This is a genomic window from Metabacillus litoralis (genome assembly GCF_020524045.1).
Classification (GTDB): domain Bacteria; phylum Bacillota; class Bacilli; order Bacillales; family Bacillaceae; genus Metabacillus; species Metabacillus litoralis_C.
Genome location: NZ_JAIVKL010000014.1, coordinates 1 through 15904, shown reverse-complemented (window position 1 = coordinate 15904; position 15904 = coordinate 1). Strand labels below are relative to the sequence as shown.

16 protein-coding genes are annotated in these 15904 nt (G+C 35.4%); 5 read left to right on the top strand and 11 right to left on the bottom strand.

From position 1 onward, the window contains the following. The first annotated feature begins 150 nt into the window (after positions 1-150). Positions 151-1044 (top strand): helix-turn-helix domain-containing protein, encoded by an 894-nt coding sequence (locus LC076_RS17810; RefSeq protein WP_226670437.1) that lies wholly within the window; start codon positions 151-153, stop codon positions 1042-1044. A gap of 167 nt (positions 1045-1211) precedes the next feature. Continuing rightward, the gene (locus tag LC076_RS24215; RefSeq protein WP_264191595.1) at positions 1212-1337 is read left to right on the top strand and encodes a hypothetical protein; all 126 of its coding nucleotides are present in this window, start codon (positions 1212-1214) and stop codon (positions 1335-1337) included. 295 nt (positions 1338-1632) lie between these two features. Here the strand turns inward: LC076_RS24215 and LC076_RS17805 are convergent, their stop codons facing one another. The 6 genes from LC076_RS17805 to asnB all read right to left on the bottom strand — a co-directional run bounded on the left by LC076_RS17805 (position 1633) and on the right by asnB (position 7875). Further along, entirely contained in the window at positions 1633-3186 is a 1554-nt protein-coding gene (locus LC076_RS17805) for a polyamine aminopropyltransferase (RefSeq protein ID WP_226670436.1), read from the bottom strand. A gap of 234 nt (positions 3187-3420) precedes the next feature. After that, complete coding sequence (locus tag LC076_RS17800) at positions 3421-3816, bottom strand: DUF350 domain-containing protein (RefSeq protein ID WP_226670435.1); 396 nt, start codon at positions 3814-3816, stop codon at positions 3421-3423. 19 nt (positions 3817-3835) lie between these two features. Beyond that, complete coding sequence (locus LC076_RS17795) at positions 3836-4447, bottom strand: DUF4247 domain-containing protein (protein ID WP_226670434.1); 612 nt, start codon at positions 4445-4447, stop codon at positions 3836-3838. A 142-nt stretch (positions 4448-4589) separates the two neighbouring features. Continuing rightward, positions 4590-5258 (bottom strand): PspA/IM30 family protein, encoded by a 669-nt coding sequence (locus LC076_RS17790; RefSeq protein ID WP_226670433.1) that lies wholly within the window; start codon positions 5256-5258, stop codon positions 4590-4592. Positions 5259-5273: 15 nt separating this feature from the next. Beyond that, positions 5274-5783, bottom strand: coding sequence for a DUF4178 domain-containing protein (locus tag LC076_RS17785; protein ID WP_226670432.1), 510 nt, complete (start codon positions 5781-5783; stop codon positions 5274-5276). Positions 5784-5991: 208 nt separating this feature from the next. Next, entirely contained in the window at positions 5992-7875 is a 1884-nt protein-coding gene (gene asnB / locus LC076_RS17780; protein WP_226670431.1) for an asparagine synthase (glutamine-hydrolyzing), read from the bottom strand. 491 nt (positions 7876-8366) lie between these two features. Here asnB and LC076_RS17775 point away from each other — a divergent pair, with 491 nt between their 5' ends. Further along, complete coding sequence (locus LC076_RS17775; protein WP_226670430.1) at positions 8367-8945, top strand: competence protein ComK; 579 nt, start codon at positions 8367-8369, stop codon at positions 8943-8945. Positions 8946-9090: 145 nt separating this feature from the next. Next, the gene (locus tag LC076_RS17770; protein ID WP_226670429.1) at positions 9091-9594 is read left to right on the top strand and encodes a ferritin; all 504 of its coding nucleotides are present in this window, start codon (positions 9091-9093) and stop codon (positions 9592-9594) included. Positions 9595-9875: 281 nt separating this feature from the next. Here LC076_RS17770 and LC076_RS17765 read toward each other — a convergent pair whose 3' ends face one another. From LC076_RS17765 to LC076_RS17745, 5 genes are all read right to left on the bottom strand, one after another. Beyond that, positions 9876-10610, bottom strand: coding sequence for an ABC transporter permease (locus tag LC076_RS17765; RefSeq protein WP_226670428.1), 735 nt, complete (start codon positions 10608-10610; stop codon positions 9876-9878). Continuing rightward, positions 10611-11315: an ABC transporter permease gene (locus LC076_RS17760; protein ID WP_226670427.1), complete on the bottom strand. Its 705-nt coding sequence runs from the start codon at positions 11313-11315 to the stop codon at positions 10611-10613. Beyond that, positions 11293-12225, bottom strand: coding sequence for an ABC transporter ATP-binding protein (locus LC076_RS17755; RefSeq protein ID WP_226670426.1), 933 nt, complete (start codon positions 12223-12225; stop codon positions 11293-11295). Before LC076_RS17755 ends, LC076_RS17760 begins: the two co-directional genes overlap by 23 nt. A gap of 274 nt (positions 12226-12499) precedes the next feature. Continuing rightward, positions 12500-13882: a sensor histidine kinase gene (locus LC076_RS17750; protein WP_226670425.1), complete on the bottom strand. Its 1383-nt coding sequence runs from the start codon at positions 13880-13882 to the stop codon at positions 12500-12502. Then, entirely contained in the window at positions 13879-14550 is a 672-nt protein-coding gene (locus tag LC076_RS17745; RefSeq protein ID WP_226670424.1) for a response regulator transcription factor, read from the bottom strand. Before LC076_RS17745 ends, LC076_RS17750 begins: the two co-directional genes overlap by 4 nt. Positions 14551-14921: 371 nt before the next feature. Here LC076_RS17745 and LC076_RS17740 point away from each other — a divergent pair, with 371 nt between their 5' ends. Continuing rightward, on the top strand, positions 14922-15512 hold the full coding sequence (locus tag LC076_RS17740) for a transposase (protein ID WP_226670532.1): 591 nt from the start codon (positions 14922-14924) through the stop codon (positions 15510-15512). Positions 15513-15904 lie beyond the last annotated feature (392 nt).

Below are 15904 nucleotides of genomic sequence, written 5' to 3'. Positions count from 1 at the left end.
ACTTGCTAGTTTAGAAAGTTATATAATTTTACGCATAATTTGCTGGTCTTATGACCTAGAGAGTTAGGACTATAGAATACCTAGTTAAGTTCGTGTTATGTTTTTTAAAAGAAGTTGACTTGAATTCTACTAAAAAAGGGGAGCTTGATCATGTATGAAACGATTAAAATAGGACACGTAATCAAGAGCTTGAGAAAGTCTATGGATTTAAGTCAGCAGCAATTAGCAGAAGGAATATGTACACAAGCCCAGATAAGCAAAATTGAAAATTCGAATGAAATTCCTTCTTCATTGATACTATATAAGTTATCTAGAAAGCTTGGCGTTGATATGAATTACTTTTTTGAAATAGCAGAAACACCGCGACTTGATTATGTTCGAGATGTGTATAAGATGATGAGATTTTTTATCAGAGAGCGTGATTATGAATCGGTGTCACATATAGTGAAGCAGGAAAAAAGCAATCCTTTGTTTCAGTCTGTTGAACATAAGCAGTTTTTACGATGGCATGAGGGAATATGTGATTTTTATTTAAGTGGAAATATTCATAGTAGTGTTGAGAAAGTAACAGAAGCGCTGTTCATGACCTATAAAAATGAACGATCGTTGATGAAGGAGCGGGAAATTGAAATAGCCAATAGCTTAGCGATTTTGTACAAGGAACAGGGGAAATATTCTCAAAGTTTAGAGCTTTATACAAAACTATTAAAAAGTATGACATCAATTGATGTGTTGAAAGACGATTCGATTAAACTTCGGATCTATTACGGAATTGGTAAGGCATATACAGATATAGGTGAATATCAAAAATCATTGCATTTTTGTCAAAAAGGTATTAAACATGCAATGAAAATGGAGACGATGTATTTATTAGGTGAGCTATATTTTCAATGTGGCTCAAATTATTATCGCATGGGTGATGAAGAAAATGGATCGTTAAATATTAGAAAATGCTTAACCGTTTTTAAGCTGCAAGGTAAAGATGAAATGATTTCTTTTGTCGAAAGTCTACATGATAAGCTAATACGAAAGCATATTTCTTAGGGTGCAGTATGTCGAAAATATTCCAATAGTTATATAAATTGCTGTGAATGCGAAAAGACAGGTTGTTTACTTTTGGAATTTCGGTTAAACCAGTGCTAAAGCTGAATTCAGAGAAATTGTTATTTTTATATAATAGAAGTACAGTTTAGCAATTGGGAGGGAATTACATGAAGAAAACATTACTTAATGGTTTGTTTGCAATTGTACTTATTGTTTCAACTGTGTCATTTTTACAGCATGCTCCAGTAGAGGTTTCAGCTCCATTTTATGAGGATTTACCTGATCAACATTGATTTGGTGCCTGTCACGCCCCGGGTTTTGTCGAATGACTAGATTATGACATGTTTCTTCTTTGTGCAGAAGTAGAAAACTTAAATTTCATAAAAAAATCACCCTCTCATTTAGAAAGGGTGATTTTTTAATAAGGCTGTTTTCGTAAACTTTGTTGCTTTAACAACTCCAAGTTGGCAGCACTATATAAAGCATAGTGGCATCTTTTCTTCATAGGATAGTACCTATTTTGCCATATCAACAATGTTTCCACTGCATAATTAGGTCAATTAGCAACAATCTTTCAGAAAAGAGCCTTTAATAACTTCTCCAAGCCTTTTCATATTTCTCAATGATCGTTGGACGCATCAATGTGTTTGTTTCAAGCTCAACTTTCTCACCATTTTCATCGATGATCTCAGAATCGATGTCTTTACCGAAGGAAGTTAAGCCGTCGATCAGCTCATTTGTTAAAAACTTCGTTTCTACAGAGATGTCGATTTGATTTAGATTAACATCTTCTCTTTTTGCTAAAATAAATCCCCAATCACCAAAGCTTGGGATATCAACATGAAGATTTTCCGTTTGAAGCTGTGCAGCTTTTACTGTTTGATCGATGGACCAATAGACTTCTGTTGCAAATGTCGGGCTTGTGGCTTGAATCATAATCGACCCACCAGGTGCCAAATGATTACGTAGCAGTTGATAAAACTCTAACGTATATAGTTTATTCAATGATTCATTATTAGGATCGGGTAAATCAACTAAAATGACATCATAAAAGGTTGTTTGCTGTTTTTGTAAAAATAAAAAGGCATCTTCATTTCGTACTTCGACTCGTTCATCTTCAAAGGCTTGTTCATTTAATGTAGTGAGTTCACGATTCGTTTTCGCCAAATCAATAACCGCTGGATCTAAATCTACTAAGGTCATTTTTTTTATGTCTTCATATTTTTGCAGTTCTCTTAATGCTAGTCCATCTCCACCACCAAGAATCAACACCTTTTGATGTGATTGAGCTGAAGCCATTGTAGGGTGTACAAGTGTTTCATGGTAGCGATATTCATCACTTGAGCTAAATTGAAGCTGACCATCAAGGAATAAGCGCAGATCTCCTTGCTCCTTCGTGAGGATAATTTGCTGATAATCTGTTTGATCTGTATAAATAATTGGATCACGATAAAGCTTTTGTTCGAAAGTAAAAGCTGTTTCTTCACCAAAAAGAACACCAGAAAGTAGTAGCAGTAGAATAAAAATTCCAGCAGAAAAATGTAGCTTAAAGCGTTTAAATTCACGTCTGAAATAAACAAGAATCCATAAAGCTATAGCCACATTGATGATCGCGACTAAAAAGGCGGTTTTCACAAGCCCGAATTCTGGTCGTAGTAAATAAACAAATAAAAGACCACCGATCAGTCCTCCAGCATAATCAGAAAAAAGGACTCTAGCTGTACTTTTCTTTAGTGTAACGCCAATATCATTCGCTTTTCTTATTAAAATAGGTAGCTCCACACCAGTGAGGGCACCAACAATCAATGTGACAGAATAGAGGAAAAAGGCATCCATTCCAGAAGAAAGGTAGGCAGTCACACCAAATAGTAAAAATGTTGAGAAACCAGCAATGATGCCAATTAAATATTCAATCCAAACAAATGAAAGAATTAAGTTTTTTGTTACTTTTTCACTGATTGTTGCGCCAATTCCCATTCCTGTAAGAAAAAGAGAAATGGTGAGGGTGTATTGCTTCACACCATCACCAAGTAAATAAGAACCAACCGCACCAAATAAGACTTCAAAGATAATTCCGCATACAGAAACAATTCCTGATGCCCAGTAAATGGCATTGCTTTGTTTACTATTTTGATCAATCACAAAATGATCTCCTTGCTTTGTATTATGCGTGTGTGTGACTTGGCTTAATAAAAGGTTGTTGTATGCCTTTGAAAATCAATAAGCAAACCGAGGGCTTTCTTATAAAAGGCGTGCCTGCGAATCTTCTTTAAAAAGGATTTCTTCAATCAAAATTAAAAATCAACACCCTGCTTAAATAAAAGCCAAATTCAATAGAAATTTCTATGTATCTATAGCTTGTAGGGTAACAATTTTTTACGTAATCGAAGCTCCAATAACAAAGGCTAAGCCGATTGACACACACATGCTGATGATTCCTACTGAGATGTTTCCTTTATGAAGTTGCTCTTCGACAGAAAATTTTCTTGTGAAAAGTTCGAATAAAAGGTAAGCAATCATTTGTAAAAGTACACCAAATGCTCCCCAAATTAATGTGTCTACTACACTAGCACTATGGTAAATTGAAAATGATAAGATAATACAAATTCCGATAATTTTTCCACCTATTGAAAGGGTAACAGCATGGTTTCCTTTTAAAACCTCATCCCAGTCTTTATATTTTTTTGTCAGTGATTCAAATATAGCTAAGCCGATTAAAACGATAACAATAGCGATAGCAAAGTAAACGGCTGTTAAAATAAATGGCTCCATTTTATTCATCCCTTCGTATTTATTTACCTGTACCTGGTCCGCCACCACGGACAGTTGATGTTCCCCCTCGAACGGTTGAAGACGATCCTGGTGTTTTAAATAAACCACCCGATGAACCATAACCTCCGTAGCAATTATCGTTGTTAGCAGAACATTTTTGACGTTGTTTTTTGCCCCAGTCATCCACATCTAAAATTTCATCTAATACCCAAAGAACCAATAAACCATCAAAAAAACTAGGATTATAATGATTGCGAACAAATTCATAGTCTGCGACTTCAACCATTGTATTTTCAGGATGATCTTCATCGTTTGTTAAAATGACAAATAAATTATCATACACTAGCACTTGTTTATTATCTTTTTTCTCACTAATTTCTTTAGGCTTTTCATAGGCTTGCAAATCATTTGCGACGTTATCAATTGATTGATTTTCTGCTATATAGATTTCGGAAATATCTCCGGAATTTTCTTGACTTGAAACAACATCGTGTAAAAGATACGTTGTCTCAATGTATTCGGCAATTCCATCTTTAAAAAGTGTCCCACCAGTCGAACCTTGGACACCACTTCCACAAGCTGACAAAATCAGGATAAAAGACAGCATAACAAAAAGAAGTGGTTTTCTCATGTACTCACCTTCTTTCACCACATTCTATGTAACAACAGACATCAAATTCATGCAAAATAGAAATCCTATTTTCAAACGTCACTTGAAAGTCCCAGCAACGGGTTTTGCTAGGACTTCAGTTAAAATAGGAGACTTTGTAGAATTATTCTTTTCCTAGCTTTTTCTTTAAAGCAGCTAATTCATCATCTACTTCATTTGTTTCAAGTGATTTAAATTCATCATCAAGACTTCTATTTGATGAGCGCATATCCTCGCTTGTTTCAGCTTCAGCTTCGAATTGTAAAACTTTTTCCTCCATGCGATCAAATCCACGTTTTGAATCATCACTGCCAATTCCAGAAAGTGTACGATTCATTTTAGTTCTTGTTTTAGCAGATTCTGCACGAGCTTTTAGAGAGTCTTTCTTTAACTTCATTTCATAGTATTCAGCTTTCATTTCATCTAATTTCTTTCGAACGGAATCAGAATCTAGCTTTGCTCGTTCATACGATTCTTTTAATGTATCAGCTGTTTGGCTATGGATTTTTTTATCTTCAAGAGCACGACGAGCAAGATCATCATTTCCAGCTTCAATCGCTTTGATTGCTTGCTCATCACGCTTTTCAACCATTTTTTGTGCATCTTCATATTTCTTTTGTAGCATTTTTTCATTGGCAATTTGCTTTGCAACAGCTGATTCAGCGTCACGAATATCATTTTCCATATCTCTCATAAACTGTTCAAGCATTTTTACAGGATCTTCTGCTTTATCTAATAAAGAATTTAATTCTGAATCGACAACCGTTTTTACTCGTTTGAATAGTTTAAACATAATGTGTTATTCCTCCTATTTACTTGCGATTATTTTTAATTCAAATTGTTCTATTTCATAGCCAACACTTACTTCAATTTCGCTGCCCCATTTTTCAATAGACAGAAATTTTTCTTCGTCATCATCACAATAGTCATAATATTGGCAGTTCATACCAGATATGTTCTGACTTCTCCCAATTCCAGTAACCTTTGCTGTTCCTGATTCATCAAGATAAAATTGAGTACCTTCATACTCCACTTTTTTCGGGAATGGTTGCTGTAGCTTTAGTTTAATCTTCTCATACATCCCAAGATAAAGCTCATCATCCATTTCAACACTTAACCAAATCGTTTTGTTGATTCCCTCTAGTTGATAAGCATGCCATTTAAAGCCATGATCATCATAACTAATTTTTCCAACTACCTTGTAGTCCTCTAAATCATAAGTGATGATATCATCCATTTGCAAATTAAACATATTCCGTTCCTCAACCGGTTGTGGCGAAGAAGGTTTCTTACCAAATAACTTATCAAAAAAACTCATGAATCCACCTCAGCCTTTTGTCCTTTTTTACTCCATAATAATACTACGAAGCGAAGAAAAGAAAGTTTCACTTTTTTTGGAAACATTTTTTTTTGGGCGGTGACTGTCACCACCCGGTTTTTGTCGAATGGGTAACTAAATAAAAAAACAGCCCCTTTAATAATAAAGAGGCTGTTTTGATTAAACAATTTCAAGTGTCATTTTCGCATTAAACGAGCTCGTGTTGCGCCACTTCTTGAAATTTATATTTATTTTCAATAAATACTTGATGCCAGATCATGAACACAAGGACAGTCCAGATTTTGCGGCTGTTATCCGCTTTTCCTTTACAGTGATCTTCTAACAAGTTGAGAATGACTTTTTTATTGATAAGATGATCTGTTTGACTTTCGTTAATAATATTTATAACCCAATCATGCATTTCGTTTTTTAACCAATGACGAATTGGTACAGGGAAGCCTAGCTTTTTACGAGTTAATACATGTTCAGGAACAACGCCTTCTGCCGCTTTTCGAAGAATGTATTTTGTCGTGTTATTGCTTGTTTTAAATTCTGTTCCAACTTTTGAAGCAACCTTAAATACTTCTTTATCCAAAAATGGTACACGAAGTTCAAGGGAATGAGCCATTGTCATTTTATCTGCTTTTAAGAGAATATCTCCTCGTAACCAAGTGTGAATATCAATATATTGCATACGATCGACTGGGTCGTATGTTTTTGTTTGATCATAAAAAGGTTTTGTAATGTCAAGATAATGTAAATCAGGATTATACCACTTATATAGTTTTTCTTTTTCTTTTTCATCAAACATTTTTGCGTTTCCAATATAGCGACTTTCCATCGGAGTACATCCACGTTCTATGAAACTTTTCCCAGTAACACCTTCTGGGACTATATCTGAAAGTCTTTTAAGTAGCATTTTCATGTTTTTTGGAACTTTGTTGAAAATAGCTAAATCTTGAGGCTCACGGTATATATTATACCCACCAAACAATTCGTCTGCTCCTTCTCCAGAAAGCACAACTTTGACATGCTTTCTTGCTTCTCGTGCAACGAAATACAACGGAACAGCTGCAGGATCAGCTAAAGGATCATCAAGATGCCAAACAATCTTTGGTAGTTCTTTCATGTATTCCTCTGGTGAAATAAGATAGCTTATGTTTTCAATATTTAACTTATCGGCTGTTTCTTTCGCCACATCGATTTCACTAAAGCCATTTTGTTCAAAGCCCACAGAAAAGGTTTTAATTGCAGGATTGTACTTTTGAGCGATTGACGCAATCAATGATGAATCGATTCCACCTGATAGAAAAGAGCCCACCGGTACATCACTTCTCATGTGAACATTAACTGAATCAAACATCACATCGCGAATTTCTTTTGCTAGCTTATCTTCTGTTGACGGAACTGGTGAAAAAGAAGCATTCCAATATTTATGGATTTCCATCTCACCATCTGTTTTCTTTGTGAAATAATGACCAGGCAATAGCTTATTAATGCCATCTGACATTGTTGCTGGCTCTGGTACATATTGATAAGTTAAGTAATGCTGCAGCGCTTCACTATTAATTATGTCATTTTTCATTGCTAAAAGGATGCTTTTCTTTTCTGATGCAAAATAAGTTCGATCGTTTTCTTTTTTGTAGAAAAAAGGCTTTATGCCGAAGTGATCTCTAGCTCCAAATAATACTTCATCTTGTTTGTCCCAAATAAGGAACGCAAACATGCCTCTTAGTTTTTCAGGAGTTTTTTCTTTATATTTGCTGTACATAGCAATTATTACTTCAGTATCTGAATGTGTCTCGAAATGAAAGCCTTCCTGCTCCAATTCATTTCTGAGTTCAACATGATTATAAACTTCCCCGTTAAAAATAATCCAGTAACGAGAATTTTCGTAAGAAAGGGGTTGATGACCACTTTCAAGATCTATAATACTTAATCGTCTAAACCCAAAGCTAATGTTATTGTCATAAAAATAACCAGAGTCATCTGGTCCTCTGTGTTCAATGATATTATTCATGTCTTCAAATAAGTTTTTAAATGATTGTTGATTCGTTCCTTTCTCATGCATACAACCAATAAATCCACACATGAAAAGTTCACCTTCTTTTCTATTATTATTACGTTTGACGTAGTGTTATTTTGTTTTGTTTCATTTTGAGTTGAAATTATTTTAGGACTTTTTATTATACCAATTCTTCTACCTTTTAATAGGATAAGAGAAAGATTTTTCTACATATAGTAACATCGGTCTCAATTTTAGCACATTTTTTGTCAATTTAACATTACATTCTATTACAAAATATTATTAAATTTAACAAAAATTTACATAGAGATAACAACCGTTAATGAATATTTTGAACTATAATAAAAATGATCATATATCCTTATTTTGTAAAGTTTGACTAGGGAAAATGACATGATGATTGGTGGGGATGTGATGAAGATAGGTGAAAATTCTTAAGCACTCTAATTTGACTAGGGAAGTGCTTAAGAACAGCTTTGAGTTCGGTAATTTACCTACTCTTAGGGTATTATATCGAACTCCACAATAAATAGAAAGATCTAAAAGGAGTGGAGCAGATGGAGCAGAAAAAGATGAACTTGGTGCAGGAGGATCAATATATTATTCATGAATACACAATGGCCGTTCTACCGTTTTATACGGAAAACGGTGTGCTACACAGTTTAGTTTATGAAAAGTACCGGATTATCGAGGTTTATAAAAGTCCTAAGATGATTATCCAAGATAGTTGTCACTTTTATGGAAGTAGTTTAATAGGTAGAGTTGATTCAGCATTAACGATCTTAAAGAAAAAAAGAATGATCCCAATTTTAATCAGTGAGTCACATAATATATGTATGATACCTTTAAGTGCTTTTAAGAAACAAGCTTGTGTGTGGATAGCATATAAGCATGTGGTAGATATTATGTCTATGAAAAATGGTGCAATCATTACATTTAGTAATCATGAAAAAGTGAAAGTAGAGTTAACGAAAATGACTCTTGAAAGAAAGCTAGACATTGCAGGCCGCCTTGTAAGTACATACGATCTACGTAATGAAAACATCAAGCAACTGCACAAACACCAATTCATCGCAGAAGACATAGACGCATACGTGGTAGTCAGTGAGTTTGATGGGGAAAGGTTTTTTCATTAAGGGGTGCCTTAAGGGGTGCCTGTCACGACCCGAAAAATCTTGTTACACGCAATGTTTCACAAAGGATTGCGTGCCTGTCACCACCCGAATTTTGTCGATTGAAATTACGAGATTGTGGTATAGTTTTAAGTAGGAGGGATGTATGATGATTAGTGAAAAACTTGTTAACGGTTTAGTGAAACAGATGAACTATGAGTTTTATTCTGCACATGCCTATTTAGGGATGGCTGCATATTGTTCAGCAGAGAGTTTAGATGGATTTGCTAATTTCTTTCTTGTTCAAGCAGAAGAGGAACGTTTTCACGCAATGAAATTTTATAATTTTATTAATGATATGGGAGAGCGTGCGACTTTAGAGGGCTTTCCAACACCAAATAATGACTTTGAGTCAGTTTTAGATGTGTTTGAGAAGGGACTATTACATGAGAAAGAAGTAACTCGTCGTATTTATGACTTAGCAGACATGGCATTGGATGAGCGTGAGCATGCAACAATGACATTCTTAAACTGGTTTATCGAAGAACAAGTTGAAGAAGAAGCTAGCTTTGACACACTAATTCAAAAATTAAAGCGCATTGATAAAGATAGCAATGCATTCTTTATGCTTGATAGTGAATTAGGGAAAAGAACGTTTGTAGCTGGGGAGTAAGTGGTGTGTGTGAATACGGTGTCTGTCACTACCCGACTTATGTCGAAATAAGTCAGGTTTCTGATACAGTAAAACTTTTACCCAGTTCAGAAGATAAACTAAATGAATTGTATGAAAACAGTCATCCCTTTTGTGGATGACTGTTTTTTTATCGGTGACTGTCACGCCCCGAGTTATGTCGAATCCAAATGTGAAAATTCATAGTAGGAAAGAAATGAATCGACAAATTCCGGGTGGTGACAGGCACCGAATTACAACAGGCACCGTTCTAAGGCACCGAATTATACCGCTTTCCTCCGAATATACATCAATCCACTGATAAAGAAGATGATAAAGCCGAGGGTGATGGCGTAGAGGATGGATTCGAATGAGACGAAGAATCCTCCCCAGGGGCCTTCTTCTTTTGGGATCATTGTTAGGAATGGTTGGACCCATGGATAGTAGGGTGCATAGGTTTCCGAATTTGCGACTAAGATATTTGGTAAGGTGAAGATGACGTTAAAAGCTAGTGGTGCTGCAAAGCTAGACCAAGCCATTGATACTAAGAGCATGATAGCAGCTAATGGTAGTGTAGAGATCCAGCCGCCAACTATACTTTTAGCTATAACCTGCATTGGTAATGGATCTGTAAAACCTTTTACAAGTCCGACTAGAAGCCAACCTCCCATGAAAACAAGTTGATTTAGAGCGATAAGTGTCATCACGAGGATGAACTTTGACATATATACATGAGTTCGTTTAACAGGAAGACTTAAAAGCTGTTTCCATCCTCCATTTTTATGTTCATACCGACAGATAAAGCCTGTAAAAACGCCGATTATTAAAGGGAGAAATAATATCGTATGCATGGGTGTCATGATGAGTAACAATAGTGACCATTCGTTGGCTGATTCTTCAATAGGTGGGTTAGCAGCTAAAGCAGCAACAGTTGCAAGAAATGGACTGACAAAAAGCAAAAGCCATACATAGGTTTTTCGCATTTTTAATACTTCTGATTGTAGTAAATGGTTAAACATTTATTTCACATCCCTTTTTTCAAAATCGATCATTCCTACGAATAAGATAATGATTCCAACAATAGTCCCAGCTGTTACATACCATATTGGCTCGTGACTTCCATATAATAAAGGCCACTTCCAGATCACCCAATCAGGTGCATAATATGCAAACACTGAGAAAACAGCCCCGAAGATTCCAACGGTTAATGAAATCGCTTGATTTTCTAACGAAACAGATAACCATACTTGAAGTGCTAAAATAGGTAGTCCTGCCAATAGCGGATAAAAACTATTTTTTAGAATATCAGCTAAAGGCATACCAGAATCAAATCCTAGGCCAAGTCCTAACAAAATTGTTCCGATAAATAATAGCAATGATGAAAGAAACAGCATCATTAATGTCACAAAAAATTTCGAAGAAAAAACAACTCGGCGTTTAATAGGTAAGCTTAATAGCTGCTTCCATGAGCTTTGTTGGTGTTCAATTGTTGCAATTTGTGATGCCAAAATGGTCATTCCAAGCAAAAGGGCTGGACAGACAAACATATTGACGTTTGCAATTAAATCCTGCCAAACATTGGTGCTGTTTTCTACTAAATAATCATAACGAACACCATAGTTCACCATTTGCATGGCGATCACACCAAATGGTCCTAAAAAAACGAGAAACCAAAACCATTTACGTTTAATTTTTAATAAATCAGCTTGAAAGACTGTTAACATGCTTTTGTCCTCCCTCGCTTGTGAGATCGAGGAAAATATCTTCCAATGATTTACGTTTCTCCTCTACACGGTAGATCGAATGACCATTAGTCACGAGTAAGTTTATCATTGCTGCAATTTTTTCATCAGACATATCTTGAGAAAGTAAACGATCTTCCTTGATTTCTGATAACATTCCTTTTGATAAAAGCAATGCCTTCGCCTTTTTTATGTCTTGAACTTTAACAGTGATTTCAGCTTGTGCCTTACTACGAAGGTTTTCAATTGAATCCTGAAAAATCATTTTCCCTTGTGAAATGATACCTACTTGTGAAGCCATTTGATCGATTTCACTTAGTAGATGGCTAGAAATCAAAATGGTAATTCCGAATTCTGTTGGCATTTTTTTGATTAAGTCGCGAATTTCATGAATACCTGAAGGGTCGAGCCCATTTGTTGGTTCATCTAAAATAAGGAGCTCAGGATTTCCTAATAAAGCAGAAGCAATTCCGAGACGCTGCTTCATACCAAGTGAAAATCCTTTGACAGCTCGGTTGGCATCTTTTGTTAATCGAACGATCGATAAAACTTCATCAATTCTACTATTCGGCACCTGTAGAATTTTGCGAAGTGCTTCTAAATTTTCTCTAGCTGTTAAATGGCCATAATAGGAAGGAGATTCTACTAAAGATCCAATCTTTTTAAGCGCTTGGATTTGATTAGATTTAGCATCTTCACCAAATAATTCAATCCTTCCACTTGTTGCCTTCATCAACCCGAGTAACATCCGAATCGTTGTTGTTTTTCCCGCACCATTTGGTCCAAGAAATCCATAAATTTCACCTTTGTTAATCGATAAATTGACCGAATCAACCACTGCTTTTCCTTTGAATTTTTTCGTCAGATTTGTTGTTTTTATAATTTCATTCACTATGATCACCTCATTTACAGCATAAACGGCTAGTTTTAAAACCTGGTATTTGTTTTGTTTAAATTTTGTTTAAAAAATAAATTCAACCTGAAAATAAGAAAAAGCACCCTGTGATGTGGGTGCTGACATACAATTTTATTTTAAGATCGTTCGAATGAATTAAAACGATTGAATTTAGAGCGCGAAGCCATATTGGGGGGGAAGTTAAGCATATCTCCTCGAAAAGGTGAGTAACGAAGAAACCGAGCGTTTATAAATAGGCTAAAAAAGCACCTTATGATGGAGGTGCTTTACGTGTTTTTTCATGCAAAATTGTAATGGTTGTGCCTAGCTCACCCGTATTAATTGTCCATGTTAAATCCATTTCCTTTATCATCATATCTACAATTGTTAAACCAATGCGGGCTCCTTGTTTCTCACTTTTTTCATTAAAGCCTTTACCTTTGTCTGTTAATACAAGCTGATCGTGGTTTTCATCACTACTAAGTGTAATCTCAATAAATTTTCCTTCAGCTGCATGGCGGATGACATTTTGTAGCAAGTTATCTAAAATACGCTCGAACCACTGTTGATCAATCGTCCAGAAAATTGGCTCGAAATGTGTGTTAAGCTGCACATCAAATTTTTTCTCCTCAAGAGCGGGATACCATTGAGCAATGATTTTCCTAATAAATCGATTTAGCTCCGTTTTTTCTGGATGAAAAGGATACTTTTTCGCTGATAAAAGGGTGTATGATAACAAATTATCAATAAGACTACCCAGATAATCGATTTTTTGATCTATTGAAGAAAGAGCTTCTGTTCCTTTTGTTGTTTTTACTTCATTTTTCACATTTTCTAGCTGTGCTCGGATGGTTGTCAGTGGTGTTCGTAGATCATGTGAAAGATTTGCAATGAGATTTTTCCGTAATTGTTCTTGCTCTTGTTCACGCTGGTTACTTTGTTCAAGCTCTTTGATCATACTATTAAAGCTTTCTTCGAGTTGGCTAATTTCATCCATTTTTGACACAATAACCGTTTGTGGAATTCCGTTAGCTCCTTTATTCTGCATGGCGTTTGACAGCCGAAGTAGTCTTTTGTGAATACTTTTGAAAAATAACCAAGAAAGAAAAATGAATAAAAGCAAAATCAGTAAAATGACAAACATGTAGATATATGTGTAATGATCACCTAATCGTTGAATTGGAGGTTCGAGTAAAATACGATCAACTTGAATCACCATAAATCCGTTGTTCGGATTATTTTCAAAAAAAGCAACAACTGTGAACGGATCTGCATCATAGGCAGACTTCATAAACTGAATGGTGTACGAAGAAGACCATGTTTCAGGAAGTGTTTGTTCAACAGAATAAGTGTCACGAGTTACTCCGTTAGAATCTACCCAAAATAGCTCTGCTTCAGGATGTTTTTTATGTATACTTTGTAACCGATCACGTATTTCAGCTTCGTTTTTTTCAGATAATGATTTTGCTTCTTTATGCCACATATCTTCTAGATCTAGAGATCCTGAAAAAGAGGAATTTTTTGCCGGGTCCTCTACAACAAGCGCAGGAATATAGACGAGTAACGAGATAAATGGGACGGTGATTGGGAGAATCGCCATGGCTAGAAAGATAATCATTAAGTATTTAAATTGTAATGATTTAATCCATTTCATGCTTTCACCCTGTATCCAATTCCGCGAATGGTTTCAATAATCTCTGGCTGTGATGAATTGATTTCTAGCTTTTCTCTTAAAAAACGAATATGGACCATGAGTGTTTTGTCTCCCTCAATATAGGGCTCTTTCCATACACCTTCATATAATTGTTCTTTTGTTAAAATTTGATTAAGGTGTCGCAAAAAAAACGTGAAAATATGGTGTTGCTTACCTGTTAAGATGATTTCATCTCCAGTTTTTGTATTCGTAATCACAGTATTGGTTAAATCAATTTCAAGATGTTTGATTTGCTTTTTCGGTGTTGTTTCTTTATTAAATCTACGTAATAGCACTTCGATTCTTTTCGTAAGCTCCTGTGGATGAAAGGGCTTTGTTAGGTAATCATCGGCAAACTCTAAACCCTCAAGTTTATCTTCTATCGAAGATCGTGCTGATAACATAATGATCGGAATATCCTCACTGTTTTTCTTGATCCTCTTTCCAATCGAAAAACCATCCAATCCAGGAAGCATCACATCTAGAATTACAATAGAAAATTTACTATAATCACTAGGCAAATCAATACCAGACGTTAACCAAGTCACATCATAACCGCTCGAAACCAACTCACGCTGAACCCACTGACCAATCTCGTGATCATCTTCAATATATAAAATGGAATTCAATTTACTTCACCGCCTTTTTTTTTCGGGCGGTGCCTGTCACCACCCGGAATTTGTCGAAAGAATTGCTCGATTATTATCTACTTATCTATTTAGATAGTACTTGGAAATGCGGTGCCTGTCACTACCCGGTTTTTGTCGAATGATAGCACCTTGACGAAACGATCATTATGAAATATCCTTGAAACGAAAAAACATATATTGGAAGGGTAAGGTGGTTAAGATTAGGTATGTTTTAAAAGAGGATATTTTTCGGTTGGGTTTGATTGTAGGACAGATAGGAAATCTATTCATCCCCAGAGACAACAGCTATTTCCCATCTATGAGTCATGTTACGAAAAAAACCTTTGTTCATTGTTGTAGTAAAAGATAGTATGGGAAGAAAACCTCGTATATTATCACCTCTTTATTTTTATCACATCGTTTGTCGTGGAAACCGTCGCGATCCGCTTTTTATGGATGAAAGAGATATTCAAGCCTTCATATTTATTCTCAGAAGAATTTATGAACGATTCCCCTTTGAAATTGCTTCATTTTGTATGATGACAAATCATTATCATCTTCAATTAAAATCTCAGGAACACTCCATCTCAAAAATTATGGCACTCATCAATAAGCAGTATGCAAATTATTATAATACTCGTTATAACCTTACAGGACATGTGTTTGAGAAAAGGTTTTATGATAGCGTTATTCTTGCTAGAGAAGGAATGCTGGAGGTTGCACGTTATATCCATCTAAATCCTGTTGAAGCAAATATCGTGATGAGGCCTGATGATTATCTATGGAGTAGCTACCATTTGTTTTTCCTAAATGAAGACGAGTTTGATTATTTGCCGTTTTTTCAACCAGGAATTTTATTAGACGAAATGGAAGGGGAAACGTTAGAAAAAAGGAGGGAGGAGTTTCGTATTTATCATGGTCCAAGGGATATTGAGGTTGGGATGGATGGAAATAGGTTATAAAGTGATAAAAGATTTTTTTAGTATCTTTTGTGAACTAAGCCGAAATTATAGTTAAAAGAAAAAGAAGAAGAAGCTGGCTTAATTAAAGATTACCTACAAAAAGACGAATAAATTTAAATTCAGTTAAGCTAAAAGAAACAAGTTCGTTCCATTGCGCTGCAGACACTCGCTTTCCACGGGGAGGAAGCTAAGCCTCCTCGACGCAAGCGCCTGCGGGGTCTCAGCCTTTCCTCTATTGAGGCCACTGAAAAAGTCTCCAATTATAATTTTGTGAAGGTATTCGATGAATTTCTCATTGAATACCTTTTTCTTGTTATATAATTAATGTATTAATTATAGGTGGTGTGGTATACATGCTTGATAAACAAGGAGAATTTATTCTTAGTCCTTAT